Here is a 16,480-nt window from a genome sequence, read left to right as displayed (position 1 = left end):
TCTTCTTATTTTGGTTATAATTCATTTTAAATCCTCCTGGTATTTGAGTGTTGTCCTTTTCGCTGGGGAGCTTTAGGTCACTCTTATTCTACCAAGAGGTTATTTTTTTGTTCAAACTTCATTTTCACTCATTACAGGAATGCTGCCCCTTTAGTGTAATAAAAAAGGGATCGCCACAGCCATCCCATTCTTAAGTCTTGCACCCGTTAGTTTAATAGTGTTATTTTACTAAATCAATAATTTCATCTCTAATACCTTCCCAGATTTTCATATGTGTTGATACGTCTTTTATCAGTTGAAAAATAGGTTCTGAAATTTGGATATTCTCCTCAGAAATGGTGGTACAAAGATGTTCTAATGCAATTCCCCATTCTCTATGTTCTAAATAATCCAAAACAATTATTCGATCCTTTTTTGGTAATCCATCTATGTGTTCAACTATTGCTTTTATCTCCGTTTCAACATTCATAATTATCACACACCCTATAATAATTTATTTTACTTATTGTACTAACGTACCCGTTAATTTAAGTGCAACCTTTCACAATATAATTGCTGAAATAAGCATTATTCAGCTAATTTTTGGGATAGAGTCAAAATTCAGATTTACAACGTTACGGAAAATTCAATATGAAAATCACAATTACATAGAATTAAATAGAAATTAGCGAGTTTAGTAATTATAAAATAATAAAATCATTAAAAAAATGGAAAGATAGAACATGTTTTTTGGTGCGTTTGATAACTATCTGATTTTTAAAATGATTTTCCCTTTAGCCCTTCCCGACTGCGCATATTCCATCGCTTTTTGAGCATCTTTAAAAGGAAAAACTCTATCAATTACAGGTTTGATTTTACCTGACTCTATAAACTCTGCAATAATACGTAATTGATCTCCACTTGGCTTCATAAACAAAAACGTATATTGAACATTATGCTTTTTTTCAAGTGCTGTAAGTTTACTGCTTGCTGCTGAGAACAACAGTGTTTTAAAAAATCCTGAACCATTTTCTTTGGCAAAACGAGCATTCGGTAAACCCGAAACGGAAACAATCTTTCCTCCGCCTTTTAAAACATCAAATGATTTTTCGAGTATCTTGCCCCCAAGTGTATCAAATACCGCATCATAATTTTTCAGTCTATCTTCAAATTTTTCTGTCTTGTAATTAATAATTTCATCTGCACCAAGAGATTTTACTAAATTCGTACCGGCTTCACTTGCAGTTGTTGCAACAGTGGCATCCATTAATTTTGCCAGTTGAATAGCAAAGGTACCGACACCACCAGCCCCAGCTTGAATCAAAATCTTTTGTCCTTTTTGTAATTGCAGGATGTCATGTAGCGCTTGATAAGTAGTTAAGCCAACCAGTGGGATCGATGCAGCTTCCTCAAAGCTCAAATTTTCAGGTTTTAAGGCGATGTCATTTTCATGAATGGAGATATATTCCGCAAACGTACCGATTTTACTCTTACGTGGACGTGCATAAATTTCATCTCCAACTTTAAAACGAGCTACTTTTGCGCCAACCTTTACCACGACTCCAGAAAAGTCATTCCCAAGGATAAGAGGCATTCTGTATTTAACTAACAATTTCACTTTCCCATCGCGGATTTTAAAATCAACAGGATTAATACTAGCTGCATGAATTTCTGCGAGTACCTCGTATTCACCCAATTCAGGTGTGGGCATATCTGCCAAACGCATAGGGACTTTCCCATACTGATCAATAACCATTGCTTTCATTGCCTATACCTCCAAATAATGTATGTTCAAATGACATCATTTCAATAAAAGTTCTCCATTAACTTTTCAATATCTAACACAAGCGTTTTTAATAAACCTAATTTTGTACGTACATTTATATAGTAAAAGTTTTTTGTACCTTCTTTTCGCATTAAAATAACACCGGCATCTCTCAAAATCTTAAGATGATGTGACACAGCAGGTCGAGAAAGATGTGTTTGTTCAGTGATTTCACCTACACGTAATCCTGTTTGACAATCCGTTCCCATTAAAACCATTAAGATAGATTGACGTGTTTCATCACCAATCGCCAATAGTACCTTTTGACAATTAATAAAATCCTCTTTGATAATATTTAGTTGGTCATGTTTATTCATGCATTGTATACCTCCAATGATTAGTTGAATCGTTTAAGTTGACGAACCATATCATAGAATACAACAATATACTATGATTGTATTCGGTGCAATATTGAGAAAGAAAATCGAGACGAATCACGTCTTGGAAATGGCGTATCCATTACCTTTAATGTTCAGGAACTTAAGAAAGGATACTAAGTTTGATGATTCACTCTCCAAAATGAAGCCATTTTCTTATTCCACTAACCTGCACCCGTTAGCAAAACAAGCAAAAAAGACCGCCGCAGCGATCCATCTTGAACTCTTGCTCCCATTAGTGTAAGTACAATGTTTCACAAGTTCCCTTCATGCACTACTATCCTGTCTAAAAGCACTTTTAAAAATTAACGTAACCTTGTAAATCTGGCATGCTCTTCTTTTACTAAGCTTATGAATTTCTCCTTTTCCACATCCATACTAGTAATCATTTTTACATTTTTTTCACTGCTTAAGAACCGCTTCACCCTGCTGTTATTGTAGATTATATATTCGTATCTATAATCCTTCTCCATTAAGGAAAACCAATCTTCTTCCCTTAATCTGATTATGTGTTTTTGGAATTTTGATTCGGGTGACAAATTAGGAATGAAATGTCCAATTATATCGCCTGTAATATCAATTAGTAAATCAATAATAAAACTGGTAATGGGAGTTCACTCCTTAAGAAATTTGCGTAAAAACTATTTTATCTTATCCGAAATACAAAGATAAGTACAACTCTTAAAGACCAAAAAAATCGCTACTTTTTATTAAACTCTTGCACTCGTTAGTTGAAAAACAACTTACTCTAATTCCACCATATTGACTTTTATAAATTCAACATCAGAATATATATTCCTTCCTGAACTATCCTGCCCCTTTAGTTGAATAATAAAAAAAGAGCAGCCGTAGCCACTCCGTGTTTTGCTCTTGCCCTCTTTAGCTTAAGTGATATTTTTCACATAGTCGTTCAAAAGGGACGTTACATTACTTAGCTTGGTCATGGAGACTGTGCTTTTAATAGGTTTCTAGAGTATGCTTGTATTAACTCATAAAACGACATATTATCGTACTTTTTTCTAAGTCTTTCTTTTTCATTTTGGGAAACTTGTTTAAAGTATTGGAAATTGCTAAATGTATAATCTTCTAAGGTAGGTACTTCGATTCCTTTTGGTCTATACACCTGTATAAAAATTTCTTGAGATTTGACAAATGTTTTTAATAGTTCACACCAAATTTCCACATCTATGTTTAGTTCAATAGCTTGAATGGCGAACTCTGAAAATAAAAATTCATCTGAGGAGTCTGGCTGCCTTTGTCCAGGATATTTTGTTCCTCTAATTTCACCGTTGGAAAATAATTCATAGCATTCATGAAATCGATGGAAATTGGACTGATCATGAAAACCATTAAAAAATTCTTTATAAAGTTGTAATAGCTTATTTGAGAGATATTGCATATCATCTATAGCAGCGTTAGGCAATTCAGTATGTTTAGTAATTCTTCCACCTTCTTTGGAAGCTAACCCACGTTTCAAAAGACGTGCCAAAAGTATAGTGTAAACATCATTAATAACTTGTATTCGCCTAGTCTTCTCCTCTTTTGATAATTGAATATTGTTATTAATTAGCATTGGATGAAATTGGTTTTCATATTCTTCGAAAAATTCCTGATAATGAACAATGGAGAAATCAAGTTTTTTTATCGATTTCTGTAGTAAAAAACCTCCGATGTCATTCTCATTAGCAAAGGTTAAATAAAATTTTAGATATTGGGCATTTTCAAAGCCAATTTGTACCCAATTATTTATACATTCATCCGGAGTAAATTGTAGAATATTCTTTTGAAGTCCATATTGAAGTGAAGATTGATTTGTAAATGTTGGTACACAAAATAATGTATTAAACGCATTTCGAGAAAGGTATCCTCCTAAATAATTGTTATCCCAATAAGTCAGGAAAAATTTAAAATAAAAATCGTTAAATAAACCTACTTCAATCCAATTATTCATGTATTTTGGGGGGATATATTGAGGAAAGCCTTGATCGTAAATGTTTAATTCATTAATCAAGATGTATCCTGCTCCTTAAATTAAATGTAACTGTTTTATATTTTGAATATTTGCATGTCAAACGCAGACCATTAGCTACATGCTGGATACAAGCATCAATTTTGCCAATTTTTAATTCCTAACTAAGTTTTATGTCTTGTTAGTAGAATTAATACCCATTTTCCCATTAATGTAACGTCGTAAGAAGAATTATTATAAAAAGATAAGCATATTTTTCGAGCGTAAGTCCTTATTTTCGATATCTGAGGAACTTTATCATTTAATTAAACTATAAGGCAGATATTCATATAATGACAGAAATGGCGTAAGAGGTGGGGAAATTGAAATTTAAGATAATACCATCAAAGCTTTCGGAAGCAAACGAATTGTTAAAGATTCAAAAAGAAGCGTTTCATTCAGATTTAATCAAATATAAGGATTATCATACAAGTCCTGCAACTGAATCATTGGATTCCTTTTTTTTTAGAATGCAAAATTCTTTGCACTATTCTATTTTCGTTGATGACAGGCTTGCAGGCGGAATTTGTCTTGTAAAGCAAACAAAAGATCATAATTATTTGTATCGTATTTTCCTTGGCTCTGAATTTCAAAATAAAGGATTGGGATCAAAAATTTTACAGGAGTTGGAAAGGCAATTCCCTAAAGTTAAAAAGTGGTCACTTGATACACCAAAGGACAACCGTAGAAATCGCCATTTTTATGAAAAATTTGGCTATAAAAAAACAGGGGAACAACAAATTAACAAATACTTAACTCTAATTAATTATGAAAAGATTCTTTAACTTTTATTATGCTCCTTTTATTAAAATTGATATTCTCAAAAATAAAGTCCCTATTCGTAAAAGTTCACAATAAATCACGAAATCATTAACTGCTCCGTTGTGAAATAAGGAAAAAGGGATAGCTGCGGCGATCCCATCTTCAACATAAGCACCTGTTAGTTCAACAAGAAAAAGCTGACAATCATAATTTATCATCAGCTCCAGCACAAGTTATTATAATAAGCAAATACAGATTAACGAATTCTTGCCTTGCGGAAGCCATCAAATACACTGATGACCGCCGATAATATAAAGAAGAAAATTCCACCGCCAACGATCCACGTAGTAAATTGATTAGCAGTTATAGTAAATAAATCTGTCATATACGTAATAAAATCTTTGCTTAGTACATTTGGATTTATTAATATAACAATAAATACAATGGTGGCAATTAGTTGGAGGACAGTATTGCATATTGCCATTTTTTTTGTCCATTGTCCCTTTATTAATTTGTAAAGGGATAATGCTATTTCGAATCCGATCACAATAACGACGATTGGCCAATACCGTAGTAAAACCTCTTGATTTAAGGATGGAGTCACGAATTCCAGTCCGTCCGCACCGCCTTCATATACACCTACAAGATGATTCGCATAAAAATAAAGTGTTGCCCATATTGCAGTCCACATTAAACCTCCAAATACTTCGAACTTGGAAATGGCTTTTTTCTTTGGGATATACGGGATATTTTTCAAATCATCAGGAGTCCATTTTTTAAGGCTTGCTGTTAGTGGCTGCTCATCCTTTCCTTTATCTGTTCTTTCTAAAATAGCAAACACAATTGTTAGCCAAAAGAATACTTGGATCCCTACTTCAATGATTCTCCATATTCCTTCCCCTAAAAGTCTCAAAACAACATTAATTACCACTTCTTTCCCGCCATAGCCGATAAAATATTCGGCAATCATTGTGATTAATGAAATGACAGCGGCAATCGGTAAAATCATTTTCAACAGCGTCACATATACATCAAAATAGCGAGGACCAATAAGATGCATGGGCCGATCTCGATAACCACTAGCCAAAGTAACTGGACTCCCTAACTTTTCAAGAACTACCTTTACATCTTTTTCACTGTAATCATCAGGCAGCATATCCTCTATAGATGACCGCAACTCAAGTGCAATATCCTCACGATTTTTTTCAGGAAGCCTCCGAGTAACTTCCTGAATATAAACCTCAATTAGATTCATCATCTTCCTCCCCCTTTAATAAGCTATAAAGCTCTTTTGAATTCTTCATCCATTCCTTTTTTAACAGCAAAAATATCTCTAACCCATATTCACTTAAAACATAGTACTTACGGGGTCTACTTTCAGAGGTATCCCAACTACTCGACACTAACTCCTGTTTCTCTAATCTGCGAAGCAATGGATATAAGGTACTTTGATCAATGGCAATACCTGATCCTTCCAATAATTGGACAAGTGAATATCCATATTGGGGGGTTCGTAACTGACTTAAAACCGCTAATGTCAACGTTCCTCTCCTAAGCTCTGTCGTTAATGAATTCAATAAATTACTCATTCACCCACCTCATTTTTATTACTATATGTCATACAGTATATAATTTATGCTATGCGTCATACACTATTGTTGTGACGAAATCAATTGAAATTAATAACTATTAAAAAATATTAATAAAGTTAATAAGTTAGGAACATAAAAAGTAAAAAAAAGAACCGCAAGGGACGAAAATAAATCACTTAAAAAATCAGTCATTCTCCTTCCTCCATTCAAGCATTTATAAATGTTGGCTTTTAGTGATTTGGTTATTTCATCAACGTGAAGACGTGAATAAACGAAAAATGCTAGATGATTATGATTCAGCCCTACTCGGCAGCGATGGTATGGAATATCAAGAAAGTGTTCTTCTGTCTGTACAAATGCAATATAAGTATCACCTAATTTCCAGTTTTGTCTGCCTTCCCATTCTTTTTATGTATTCTCGGATTCGTACAAAGAACCTTTTTTACAATAACCTGCCCCGTTAATGCAATAAAAAAAGGGATCGCCGCAGCCATCCCAATCTTTAACTCTTGCACCCGTTAGTTGAACAAGATTTTTATTATTCAATTATTTGAAAAAATAAAAGGAAACTTAATAGGGCAGTCCCTAATTCAAATAATATATCAGATTTTGTTTTCTTATTTAAAAGATCTTCAAATCCATTCGTTAAATTACTTACCCCGATGAAAAGCTATAACCATTCGAAAGAATTAAAACCGCTTTTAAGAATGAGTAAAAGGCAGATTATACCTAATATTAGATTTAGTTTCCTTAGAATTATGAATGGTTTCGTACTTTGTCTTCTTTCGCTTTTTTCAAAAAACAAATTCAATACTTTGTTCATTGCAACCGTCCTTTAAACAGATAATAAATTTCTTGTTTTAAAATAGAATCCATCGTTAAATCTTGATGTTTTCTTTTATGATTATGACTCATCTAAGTATCCCCTCTAAAGAAATTCCTACTTTCTCCATTATTAATGCTTATTAATAAGTTTTTTTACAAAAAACTTAAATATTTATGGTCAATTAAGCATAGCCACATATGTGAAATAAAAAATGAACCGTACCAGGAGGACAGTTCATTTAAAAGTATTATCTCACTTTCTTTAGAGGAGCAATGACATTGTTATAAAAAAATCTTTCCCATTTAGCTAACCAACCGTGCCCATTTTCACCACGTTGGATTTTAATTTCGTGGTTTCTATGAAATTCTGCAATTTGTATATTATGCTCTTTTTGCCATTGATGGAGAGTAGCTTGTTTCATTTTTATTCCTCCTTCGATTAATAGTATAATTATATGTCTATGACTGTTAATTTTAAAGTTATTTTAAGTTACAAGGTTTGACATAAAGGAGTCAAATTAATGGAGAACATTATTAATCAAAAAGGGCATCGGGCTCTCAAATAAAAATTTAAAAAATAAACGCAGGGTGCGGTCACCTTGCGTTTTCTTGTGTTAATTTCCCTTCAGTTGACTGGTCCTTTTTTGCTGCCGATATTTCAAAACACTTATTATGTTAGATTTTTTCTTCAAATAAAAGCACCCGTTAGCTTAAGTGTAATCCTTCACACTCTCTGTAGTTTGGTTTGTTGGTAAAAACTAATTCCTTGAAATTAATAATATTAAAATTTTATAACTTTTAATAATCTATCTCTTTTTATATTAATGAAATGTTCTTAAGAGCATTGTAAATTCCATGTTCATTGCAACCAACTATCTGTGATTAAATCGGCTTTCTCTTTAACTATTGTTTCAGCATTTCCCATTGCAACCCCAATTCCTGAAAGTTCCATTAGTTCAATGTCGTTGATTCCATCTCCGAAAAAGACTATATCTTCACGCTTAAATCCATTTTGTTCGGCAATTTTCAATATGGTTTTTGCTTTCGACCCTTCTCTAGGTATGACATCTACTCCAAATTTGTGCCAACTCACATATCTGAATTCTTCGATAGCGTATTTTTGAAGATCTTCTGACTTGCAAAAAAGCATAGCTTGAATAATTGAGCTTTGTTTCCAATACATTTCATCAAAGTCCGGGATGGTCCATCCTAGATTTTCGTAAGCTTTCGCTAACGACTCTCCAGGTTCTTCGAAATGTCTTTTTAATCCGTTCGCTGTTTGGAACACAATCTGATCATTGTTTTCCATTGCAATTTCAATTAGTTTCATAATAGATTCTTTTGAAAATGTTATTTCATGTGCTAATTCATGACGGGCATACCCGACTGAACCATTACATAAAACGTAGGTATCAATTTCAAGCTCGTCAACGACCGATTTTGCTGTTGCGTAGTTCCTTCCTGTTGCAATGCCGATGTAATGTCCTTTTTCTTTAAGAGAATCCAAAGCTTGTTTTGTACTGTCGAGAAAATTCATTTCTGTCGTTAATAACGTTCCATCAATGTCAAAGACTACAAATTTTTTACGCATTTTCTTTCACCACATTTCCTACTATTTTTTTATTCAAAGTCTTTGATATTACTACACACCAAAAGTACATAGAAATCAAAACATAGTATAGACACCGATCACGAGATTAAAATACTCCATCGATCGTAAAGTTGTTTTAAATATTTTCTTACCACTGCTATATTACATTTCCGATAAACCAAAAGTGCCTTAAACGGAAAAGGGTAGCTTTAAACAGAATCTCTTTCCACAATGCGATAAGGTATTTTAACTTTTTCTATAGATTTCTTTATCACTAGGCTACAAGCTTGTTCACCGATTTTCGTTAACTGGTGATCCACTGTAGAAATTCCCATACCGATACCAATTGGTTGATTTTCTTGACCAATGATTGCTAAATCAGTAGGGATTTTCAATTGTTTCGACTTAGCATATAAATATATACCACCAGCCACTTCATCTCCATTCGCATAGATAGCTGTTGGTCTTTTCAGTAAATGCAGGAATTGCCCCGCTGCTTTATATCCGTCTTCTAAGCTGTGACAACCTGAAATGTGATATTCAGGTTGAAGTTCACCAAAAATCTCATTATAAGCAACAATCATTTGCCTCGTGCTATTGCTTTCTAGCCTAGCTGTTGTGAAAGCTACTGCATAATGCCCTTTGTTTTTTAATAATTGAAAGGCATCTAGATATGAAGAATAGCGGTCCATATAGGAACATCCAATTTCCTTATGCTGCGTATACTCACAAGATACGATTGAACCATAATCACTATATGGAATGATCGTTTCCCAATCATTTGCTCTTGAAGTGATAATGATGCCATCATACAGCTTGCTTTTTAATTTTTGCAAATACTCCACTTCTTTTTCTTTACTATAATTTGAAGGAAGTACTGTAATCGAAAAATCATTCTCTAATGCCTTGTTCAGTATACCGTTTAATATTTGATCAAATGCTGGATTGTTGTTATATGGGAGAATAACGCCTATGGTTCTTGTTTCTCCTCGAATTAAATCAATCGCATTTTTATTTGGTGTATAGTTCATTTCTTCAATAACTTTAAGTACCGACTCCCTTTTATCACTAGCAACATACTTATAATTGTTAAGGACTCTTGAAACAGTAGAGACGGATACACCTGCTAATCGTGCAATATCGTTAATATTTGTCATTACATATCTCCCACATATACCTGATGTCAAGGATACCTACGCGATACATTCAATTTCTGAAAAGTTTTTATAAAGTAAAGGAGGTTTCCATTGTATGCCCATCTTACCGCAATCCTGTGTTCTCCTACAATGAGTGTAGAATGTTCAATATCCCTCATTACACCTTCAAACCAGAAAGATAATTCTTCCACATTTATTAGTCTATTGCTTACTACATATATTCTTTTATTGGTTAAATACAACTCTCCAAAGTAGACATTATGTGTTCCATCAAAGATTTCCAATAGCCCTGTAAGGGTAGATAGTACATGTTCATCTTGTTGAAGGTTAATTTTCCTGTTCATCTTTTTTCCTCCTTATGTTGAAATGGACTTAATTTCACTCTAATTTATGAAATGCATTTCAAGTCAAGGGAAAAAAAATAAACATAACCGCGCGTTTTTATCCGTTTGAAAAGACTTTGTATCAGAGTCATATTTTGAGTCTTGATATGTATATAACCATCATTCTTCAATACAAATAGCACCTATCCAAGTTAGAGTCAGAGATAGATGCCTCGCAAAAGAAGTTTAAGAATATAATATTATCAAATCTATCCATGGTATCGGAGAAAAGATCGCTGAAACGATTATTTCAGAAATTGGAGAGATAGATCGATTTACTGATCCTAAAAAGCTCGTAGCTTTCGCTGGAGTTGATCCTAGTGTATTCGAATCTGGTAAATTTACGGCCACCAAAAATCGAATTACAAAAAGAGGATCCAGCAGGCTTCGACACGCCTTATATATGGCTGTTCGTTGTGCTATACGTGACTGTCGTAAGAGCAAAACAAGCGATGAAATCATTCCTCGAAATAAGAGATTACGAGAGTTCTATGATAAAAAACGTGATGAAGGAAAACCTTTTAAAGTAGCTGTAATTGCCTGTGTAAACAAGCTCTTACATTGGATATATGCCCTATTAAAAAACAGAACAACTTTCCAAGATATAGCTTAGAACCAAAATCTACCTAAATAACACAAAACCTTCCAAAATTAAACTAACGGAGGGTTATTTGGCCTGCACATTTTTAGTATAACATGAGATATTTTAAGTTTTTAATGAAAAATATTGACAAACTATTAGCTGGTTAGTGCAACAAGATTAAAGCTGTATTGTCAAAAGGATCTGCAATAAAATGACAAATTTATGAATCTGGCGAAAAACTCTTTTCAATTTTAGTTTTACTTGATATTATTCCAATTAATACAGTAGGAATAGTAGGTGTTTCCGGAAATGTCTTTGTATGAAAAATTACCAAGTGATTTTTTGATTCAATTTTATTATGAAGTGAAAAAAATGATCTCAAAAGGTTTTGTTTCTAAAAATATGTACTATGAATTAGGACTAATAATTGCAGTAGCGTCAAGAAGAGGGATACTATTGGATAAGCCACGAGATTTTGAACAACACATTTTCCACGAATTATTAATGGAATTAATTAAATAGAATCACGCCGTGATTAAATAAATAGTTAATCGTAAGAGGTCTTCTATTAAACAAACAAAAAAGCCACTGATAAGAATTAGTGGCTTTCATCAACTAAAGCACCCGTTAGCTGAAAACGGAAAAATTCCGTTAATACAACTATCCATGCCCTGTCCCTACCTCTGATTTTCACTTCTTTCCCTTGTATACCCAGGATTTTTAGACTGTATATGTCTAATGGCTCTCAGGTCAGTATCCTGGGCATAATACAGGTTATACACATTTGAGAGGGGGATAGTATGAGGCTAAGAAATGGAGATTTTTATACAAATGTTTTTACCAATAAGTTATATAGGTTAAATGAAGATAAAAACAGCAGCTGGTACTTGAGTTTGCGTGATGAAGAAGGTTATCATGAAACAGAAAAGATATCAGGGCGTGATATGATTAGATTGGTAGAAGGTAGTTATAAAAAAAAATAAAAAAGCTACCCCATTCCTGTCATAGTACCAGTAATCAGATTTTTTTAGTGGAAAGTAGGTAAAACATGAAACAATATAAGATGTTACAAGAAAAAAATCGTCTTTATTTCGAATATAGTAGATAAAGGGATTATCCAATGAATAAAGTTGAATTATTAAAAAAAATACTAAATAGTAGTCGAGGTAATTTGTTTTCATTTGAGATTCCTACTACAAAAGAAAATGAAAAAAAGATTCAAGAATTGGTTAGAGTATTAGAAACAGAAAAAAGAATTAAATTAAGAGAATATGTACAGAGAGAATACTCAGTTTACTTACATGGAATAATTAAGTATGCATCCGAATAATCGGATGCTTTTTTAATGGAGTGATTCACCATTTTTAGGTCACATTAAAAAAGCACTCATCCAACCCTTTTGTTTAACAAATCATTTGCCTGATTTTCAGTGATCCCTCTAATTATGCCCAATTCACTAATGAAAATCTTCCGTGCGCTGTCTAGCATTTGCTTTTCGCTTGAATTAAGAGCTTTCTTTTTGTTTAAGCGCATTAAATCACGTACAACTTCTGCACCCTCTTGAATATTGCCTGTTCTCAACTTTTCCGTATTAATCTTGTATCTTTCTTTCATTGAAAGAGTTGTATCCGTTTGACCGTATTGAAAAACGTCCAATACGTGTTCAAGTGTAAGTACATCTGCAACTAAGCGAATGCGTGATTTTAGCACTTTGTCAATAGGTATCATTACTTGCATTCCCATAATTGGCATTTCTATCATATAATACCTATGTTTCTCACCTAGAATTTCCTTTTCTTCTATTGCTTCAATAACACCTGCTCCTTGCATTGGATAAACAATGGAATCACCCACATGAAACATCTAAAACACCTCCAAATTTTAATTCTTCTTAAGTATAACACACATGCTATTTTTTGACAAAAATAATATTATAACATCAATCAATAGTTAATATCAATATTTTTGTTGTAGGAAATTATAATTATTTTGGAACCATTAAAGAAGTATCTTCTTCAACTAAAGCCCCCTTTCAAGGATTGTACTAAACTAAGAATAATGCTATCCATTTATTGGGTAGTATTTTCTTATTTCAAGTGAAAAAGCGGCTTTTCAGCAACTCTAATTAGAAGAATTAGGAGATTCCCTAATTGTATGTTACACTTAGTTTACCATTTGATTTACTGTTTTCATGTCCCCTACTCATTCGTGAGTGGGGGTTTTTTGTTTTTTAAGAAAAATAAAAAACAGACTCTAATATTAGAGCCTGTTTAAAGGATTCTATAATTAAGCTTTGTGTACGTTAGCTGCTTGAGGTCCACGTTGACCTTTTTCAAGGTCAAAAGTCACTTCTTGACCTTCTTCTAATGTTTTGTACCCTTCGCCTTGAATCGCTGAGAAATGAACGAATACGTCTTCTCCACCTTCACGTTCGATGAATCCGAAGCCTTTTTCGCCGTTAAACCATTTTACTTTACCTTTTTCCATTTTTGTTGCCTCCTAGTGTGTATATACACACATTGTATTACTATCCTTGCTCTCAGTGATCATCAAGACGAAAAGTTGAAACTTATTATCCTTTACACCGAACAAAAATAATTCAATATTTATAATAACATTTTTTGTAAGTATTTGCAAGTAACCCTAATTCTTTAACTATAGAATCCGTTACTTTAAGTACAATTCTTCACAAACAAACTATATTAATCAAAACGCATAACAATCTCAAGACCAGTTGGATTTCCTTTAAAAGGAGTCTGATTTTCTCTAAATATAAAATTCAAACCAGATAAATCGTCTGGTAACGGAGGAGACACAATAAAGTCCTCATACTGTAGAAACGCACCCAGATCGTTTAATAAGATTTTACTTTTTAAGTAACTTACTCACTTTGTTCGCGTCATTTAAATTAGTTTGAATGAGTTTTTTTATTTCCTTTTCATCATTAATTTTATTTAAATCTTCCCCATACCATTTTTGTAACTGTTGTCTCGTCAAAGTATATTTTTTATTAGGAAAGTTAAATGTAATCCAGTCTGCATTTTTAATTAAAACAAATATATATGTAGCATTATTTACAACATTATTTTTAATGTTACCGGCTACATCTCCATACTGAATAATCATTCCATAAGGTTTCTTTTGAGTTTGGAGTGAAACTTCCCTAAATTCCTTACTATAGGGTAATCTATTTATTATGTTCCCAACTGCACTATTATCACCTATGTACGACCCCTTGTATTTAAATACACCTTGATCAGAATTATTATTTGAACTACAACTACTTAAAATCAAAATTAGAATTATCCCTACATAATACTGTGTAATTTTTTTCATAATTTCCCCCTTATATAATTTTACTTAACAACATATTACCATAAAAAACCAATATCATTCTTAAAGTAACCTGCAATGATAAATAAGAAAAAGCCACCGAAATGGCAGCTTGATCTTAAACTCTTACACCCTTTAGTTCAAAAAAAGCCTTGAATGGATACGAATAATGAAAATGGGAAAACAACAACCATTAGCCAACCATAAATTTTTCGCTCTTTTTGAAATTCCTCTAACCCTATAATTAACATTGTTAGACCTAAGAGAAATATCATAATATAGTTATACTCGAAATTTTTCGTAATTAGTCCATAAGAAGCAAGTAAAAAAGTTACTATTGATAAAACATATCGTAGAACTTTTAACCAAAGCTCCCCCCTTTTCTTGCACTATACAGTTGGTAAAAAAGCGACTACCCTTTAAATTACTCCCTTTAAATTACTCCCTTTATTTACTACTCCCTAATAAAATTTTACCATATAAATCCAGTCCTTTGTTAAACTAACCTGCTCCGTTAGTGCAACAAGAAAAAAGGATCGCCGCTGCAATCCTTTCTTAAACTCAAGCACCCGTTAGTGTAAGTATATTTCTTCACAATAAATGTTTAAATGATTATGTGGTGGAATTTTTATGCTCTACAATTACTCCTAAAGCGATAGACCTGAATGGAAGACCGTTAATTACATTTGTAGTCTTTCTTCATAAACAATACGGCTTTGTAGTTTTTTCTATTTTCTGTTTCTGCTTCTGTCGCTCTCGCCCGTATCTCTTACAGCTCCTCTTGTGCTTTGTAAATAAAAAACAGAAGGCTTATCCCTTCTGTTTACCTAAAAGCTTTAATGATATCCTTTATTTGTTCAATATGCCTTTTTTCATGTAATGCTAGAAACTCAATTACTTGATCAAGGTTTATGACAACGAGAGCACCTATTTTTGCCGATTTGTTTACTCACCTACTAAGCCATCACCATCTCGATCATCCATATATTTATAGAGCCATGAATCGCGCGTAATTGGCATTTTAAAGCCAGCAGCTTTGGCTTCAGCGATCGTAACACTTCCGTTATGATTGGTATCCACTTTACTAACATCTTCATTACTATTTTCCGTTTCGTTTGCAGGTCCATTGTCTGTTTTAGGAGGCGTACTGCTCGTACCTGTCGTTTTCCCTATATTTTTGTTCACTTCATCTGGGTTTACATTGTCAAATTCATCTGTAATGGATCTGCCCTGAATTTTGTATGTGAATTTATAATGGTTAGGAATTTGCGTCTGAGTATTTGGATATTGAATCACTGCTACGAAATCAGTACAACCTCCTGCATCTCGAATCACTTTTTCCATATAAGCTTGATCGCCGTGCCTATTGAGAATGCTGTCCTGAGGTGTAATGTTATATGCGTTTGATACTCCCCCAAGCGAGTCAGCAATCACATGCCCTTTATCCAAGGTTGGACTCTCTGTACCAGGAACATTTGCTTCATCAGAGTAATATCTACCTGATGACAAAACATGATCAGTATTCGGATTTTGAAGTGTTATATTTTTTGCCTCAACACGGATTAGCTGACCGTATTCATTTGTATACGCCCAATATTCCCGTTCTCCAAATCCGACATCTACTTTGACATTCGGCTGTCTATGTCCTGACATATCCCCGCCGTTTACTACAATTAGGGTATATTTGCTGTAATCAAATCCGTCCGTTGTACCTGTTGCCTTTAAAGTGCTAGATGCAGGAACACTTTTGTTGGGTTCACTATCACTCGTTTGGGATTGCACTTTTTTTGACGGAGTATGTTCAGTGATTTTTCCGCAACCCACAAATACAGATATTAAAATCACAGTAAATAAAATCAATAATATTCTTTTGTTCACACTTCTGCACACCTTTCTCATGTTTCTACCCTAGAAAAATCATATTTAACAATAACACATTTTGATCTTTTGTTGGAATATATCTATCTTTGGTATTGAATTCTTATTCTACTCCCTCAGTTTAATACGAATATCTCTCGAATGCTCCCTTATTCGCAGGATTTCATAACCCTTGTAATTGGAATTA

General features: G+C 33.2%; 22 protein-coding genes and 2 pseudogenes. 6 read left to right on the top strand and 18 right to left on the bottom strand.

Features of this window, described 5'->3' with window-relative positions; genetic code table 11:
- Positions 1 to 220: 220 nt before the first annotated feature.
- From AC59HZ_RS30480 to AC59HZ_RS30470, 3 genes are all read right to left on the bottom strand, one after another.
- Entirely contained in the window at positions 221 to 469 is a 249-nt protein-coding gene (locus tag AC59HZ_RS30480; protein ID WP_496549458.1) for a MafI family immunity protein, read from the bottom strand.
- Between the two features lie 276 nt (positions 470 to 745).
- The gene (locus AC59HZ_RS30475; RefSeq protein ID WP_496549457.1) at positions 746 to 1,744 is read right to left on the bottom strand and encodes an NADP-dependent oxidoreductase; all 999 of its coding nucleotides are present in this window, start codon (positions 1,742 to 1,744) and stop codon (positions 746 to 748) included.
- 41 nt (positions 1,745 to 1,785) lie between these two features.
- Positions 1,786 to 2,121 carry an ArsR/SmtB family transcription factor gene (locus AC59HZ_RS30470; RefSeq protein ID WP_289339340.1) on the bottom strand — a complete coding sequence of 112 codons (336 nt, stop codon included), beginning with the start codon at positions 2,119 to 2,121 and terminating at the stop codon, positions 1,786 to 1,788.
- A 151-nt stretch (positions 2,122 to 2,272) separates the two neighbouring features.
- On the opposite strand from AC59HZ_RS30470, the gene AC59HZ_RS30465 reads away from it, so the two are divergent.
- A complete protein-coding gene (locus AC59HZ_RS30465; protein WP_496549456.1) occupies positions 2,273 to 2,425 on the top strand; it encodes a hypothetical protein in 153 nt (50 codons plus the stop codon).
- 61 nt (positions 2,426 to 2,486) lie between these two features.
- Here AC59HZ_RS30465 and AC59HZ_RS30460 read toward each other — a convergent pair whose 3' ends face one another.
- Together AC59HZ_RS30460 and AC59HZ_RS30455 are read right to left on the bottom strand one after the other, a co-directional pair.
- Positions 2,487 to 2,654, bottom strand: coding sequence for a hypothetical protein (locus AC59HZ_RS30460; RefSeq protein ID WP_496549455.1), 168 nt, complete (start codon positions 2,652 to 2,654; stop codon positions 2,487 to 2,489).
- A 467-nt stretch (positions 2,655 to 3,121) separates the two neighbouring features.
- Positions 3,122 to 4,192: a hypothetical protein gene (locus AC59HZ_RS30455; protein WP_496549454.1), complete on the bottom strand. Its 1,071-nt coding sequence runs from the start codon at positions 4,190 to 4,192 to the stop codon at positions 3,122 to 3,124.
- Positions 4,193 to 4,557: 365 nt separating this feature from the next.
- On the opposite strand from AC59HZ_RS30455, the gene AC59HZ_RS30450 reads away from it, so the two are divergent.
- A complete protein-coding gene (locus tag AC59HZ_RS30450) occupies positions 4,558 to 4,974 on the top strand; it encodes a GNAT family N-acetyltransferase (protein WP_496549453.1) in 417 nt (138 codons plus the stop codon).
- 233 nt (positions 4,975 to 5,207) lie between these two features.
- Here AC59HZ_RS30450 and AC59HZ_RS30445 read toward each other — a convergent pair whose 3' ends face one another.
- The 8 genes and pseudogenes from AC59HZ_RS30445 to AC59HZ_RS30410 all read right to left on the bottom strand — a co-directional run bounded on the left by AC59HZ_RS30445 (position 5,208) and on the right by AC59HZ_RS30410 (position 10,460).
- Positions 5,208 to 6,206: an HAAS signaling domain-containing protein gene (locus AC59HZ_RS30445; protein WP_496549459.1), complete on the bottom strand. Its 999-nt coding sequence runs from the start codon at positions 6,204 to 6,206 to the stop codon at positions 5,208 to 5,210.
- Positions 6,193 to 6,540 carry a PadR family transcriptional regulator gene (locus AC59HZ_RS30440; RefSeq protein WP_223587545.1) on the bottom strand — a complete coding sequence of 116 codons (348 nt, stop codon included), beginning with the start codon at positions 6,538 to 6,540 and terminating at the stop codon, positions 6,193 to 6,195. Before AC59HZ_RS30440 ends, AC59HZ_RS30445 begins: the two co-directional genes overlap by 14 nt.
- A gap of 231 nt (positions 6,541 to 6,771) precedes the next feature.
- Positions 6,772 to 6,951, bottom strand: a pseudogene (locus AC59HZ_RS30435) (VOC family protein); the annotation flags it as partial.
- A complete protein-coding gene (locus tag AC59HZ_RS30430; protein ID WP_496549452.1) occupies positions 6,918 to 7,058 on the bottom strand; it encodes a hypothetical protein in 141 nt (46 codons plus the stop codon). The gene AC59HZ_RS30430 and the pseudogene AC59HZ_RS30435, both read right to left, overlap by 34 nt.
- 558 nt (positions 7,059 to 7,616) lie before the next feature.
- Positions 7,617 to 7,790 carry a hypothetical protein gene (locus AC59HZ_RS30425; protein WP_496549451.1) on the bottom strand — a complete coding sequence of 58 codons (174 nt, stop codon included), beginning with the start codon at positions 7,788 to 7,790 and terminating at the stop codon, positions 7,617 to 7,619.
- Positions 7,791 to 8,227: 437 nt separating this feature from the next.
- A complete protein-coding gene (locus AC59HZ_RS30420) occupies positions 8,228 to 8,959 on the bottom strand; it encodes a Cof-type HAD-IIB family hydrolase (RefSeq protein ID WP_496549450.1) in 732 nt (243 codons plus the stop codon).
- Between the two features lie 209 nt (positions 8,960 to 9,168).
- Entirely contained in the window at positions 9,169 to 10,116 is a 948-nt protein-coding gene (locus tag AC59HZ_RS30415) for a LacI family DNA-binding transcriptional regulator (RefSeq protein WP_496549449.1), read from the bottom strand.
- A 26-nt stretch (positions 10,117 to 10,142) separates the two neighbouring features.
- Positions 10,143 to 10,460, bottom strand: a complete 318-nt coding sequence (locus AC59HZ_RS30410; RefSeq protein WP_496549448.1) for a hypothetical protein — start codon at positions 10,458 to 10,460, stop codon at positions 10,143 to 10,145.
- A 95-nt stretch (positions 10,461 to 10,555) separates the two neighbouring features.
- Between AC59HZ_RS30410 and AC59HZ_RS30405 the strand changes: the two are divergent.
- The 4 genes and pseudogenes from AC59HZ_RS30405 to AC59HZ_RS30390 form a co-directional block, all read left to right on the top strand.
- Positions 10,556 to 11,112, top strand: a pseudogene (locus AC59HZ_RS30405) (transposase); the annotation flags it as partial.
- Positions 11,113 to 11,391: 279 nt separating this feature from the next.
- The gene (locus tag AC59HZ_RS30400) at positions 11,392 to 11,604 is read left to right on the top strand and encodes a hypothetical protein (RefSeq protein WP_496549447.1); all 213 of its coding nucleotides are present in this window, start codon (positions 11,392 to 11,394) and stop codon (positions 11,602 to 11,604) included.
- A 278-nt stretch (positions 11,605 to 11,882) separates the two neighbouring features.
- Positions 11,883 to 12,065 (top strand): hypothetical protein, encoded by a 183-nt coding sequence (locus AC59HZ_RS30395; protein WP_496549446.1) that lies wholly within the window; start codon positions 11,883 to 11,885, stop codon positions 12,063 to 12,065.
- Positions 12,066 to 12,202: 137 nt separating this feature from the next.
- Entirely contained in the window at positions 12,203 to 12,412 is a 210-nt protein-coding gene (locus AC59HZ_RS30390; protein ID WP_496549445.1) for a hypothetical protein, read from the top strand.
- A 56-nt stretch (positions 12,413 to 12,468) separates the two neighbouring features.
- Here AC59HZ_RS30390 and AC59HZ_RS30385 read toward each other — a convergent pair whose 3' ends face one another.
- From AC59HZ_RS30385 to AC59HZ_RS30365, 5 genes are all read right to left on the bottom strand, one after another.
- Positions 12,469 to 12,945 (bottom strand): CarD family transcriptional regulator, encoded by a 477-nt coding sequence (locus AC59HZ_RS30385; protein ID WP_496549444.1) that lies wholly within the window; start codon positions 12,943 to 12,945, stop codon positions 12,469 to 12,471.
- 423 nt (positions 12,946 to 13,368) lie between these two features.
- The gene (locus AC59HZ_RS30380; RefSeq protein WP_198313891.1) at positions 13,369 to 13,569 is read right to left on the bottom strand and encodes a cold-shock protein; all 201 of its coding nucleotides are present in this window, start codon (positions 13,567 to 13,569) and stop codon (positions 13,369 to 13,371) included.
- A gap of 378 nt (positions 13,570 to 13,947) precedes the next feature.
- Positions 13,948 to 14,418 (bottom strand): DUF4825 domain-containing protein, encoded by a 471-nt coding sequence (locus tag AC59HZ_RS30375; protein ID WP_496549443.1) that lies wholly within the window; start codon positions 14,416 to 14,418, stop codon positions 13,948 to 13,950.
- Positions 14,419 to 14,555: 137 nt separating this feature from the next.
- Complete coding sequence (locus AC59HZ_RS30370; RefSeq protein ID WP_496549442.1) at positions 14,556 to 14,690, bottom strand: DUF3953 domain-containing protein; 135 nt, start codon at positions 14,688 to 14,690, stop codon at positions 14,556 to 14,558.
- 670 nt (positions 14,691 to 15,360) lie between these two features.
- Positions 15,361 to 16,314 carry a DNA/RNA non-specific endonuclease gene (locus tag AC59HZ_RS30365; protein ID WP_496549441.1) on the bottom strand — a complete coding sequence of 318 codons (954 nt, stop codon included), beginning with the start codon at positions 16,312 to 16,314 and terminating at the stop codon, positions 15,361 to 15,363.
- Positions 16,315 to 16,480: the final 166 nt, after the last annotated feature.

The sequence above is a fragment of the Neobacillus sp. DZ-9 genome, from assembly GCF_059587065.1.
Note: the sequence above shows the minus strand (reverse complement) of the source record. Positions and strands in the feature narration are given on the sequence as shown.